1 protein-coding gene is annotated in these 956 nt (G+C 46.3%); it reads left to right on the top strand.

Going from position 1 to position 956, the window contains the following annotated elements; all coding sequences use genetic code 11:
• Positions 1 to 956: alkyl hydroperoxide reductase subunit F (gene ahpF / locus WBW42_RS18745; protein ID WP_191113224.1), on the top strand; the 956-nt coding region annotated here is incomplete at both ends.

The following is a 956-nucleotide window of genomic DNA, read 5'->3' as shown; positions in this document are numbered from 1 at the left end:
TCTTTGATCTTGGCGCTTTTACAGGTCTCTGGCTATGCACCTAAAGTGTCGGATGAAGTACTTAACCAGATTAAAGGTTTAAATCTCAAAACCAACTTTGATGTATTCGTATCGCTTAGCTGTCATAACTGTCCGGACGTGGTACAGGCGCTTAACCTGATTGCCATTTATAACCCGAACACCACAGCAACCATGATTGACGGTTCATTCTTCCAAGACGAAGTTGAGCAACGCAAAATCATGGCTGTACCGATGGTATTCCAAGACAACGAGCACATTGGTCAAGGTCGTATGACCCTTGAAGAGATTGTGGCAAAACTTGATACCAACTCAGCTGAAAAAGATGCGGCAGCACTCAATGCTAAAGATGCTTTTGATGTATTGGTGATTGGTGGCGGTCCTGCGGGTGCAACGGCTGCGATCTATGCTGCACGTAAAGGCATTAACACTGGTATCGTGGCTGAACGCTTCGGTGGTCAAGTGATGGACACCATGGACATTGAAAACTTCACTTCTGTGCAAAAGACGCAAGGTCCTAAGTTTGCTGCCGAGATGGAAGCCCATGTTCGTGAATATGATGTCGATATCATGAACCTGCAACGTGTCAGCAAAATCACGGGTGCCAACCAGACTGCAAATGGCTTGGTTGCGGTTGAACTTGAAAACGGTGCAAAACTTGAATCGAAAACTGTAATCCTTTCTACAGGTGCACGTTGGAGAGAAATGAATGTACCGGGTGAGCAAGAATACCGTACCCGTGGTGTTGCCTACTGCCCACACTGTGATGGTCCGTTGTTCAAAGGTAAACGTGTTGCTGTGATTGGTGGTGGTAACTCAGGTGTTGAGGCAGCAATTGACCTTGCAGGGATTGTTGAGCATGTAACTCTGGTTGAGTTTGACACCAAGCTTCGTGCTGACCAAGTGTTGCAAAACAAATTGCATAGCTTGCCAAACAC

The organism is Acinetobacter sp. LT1, assembly GCF_059800965.1.
This window is presented reverse-complemented; position numbering and strand designations above follow the sequence as displayed.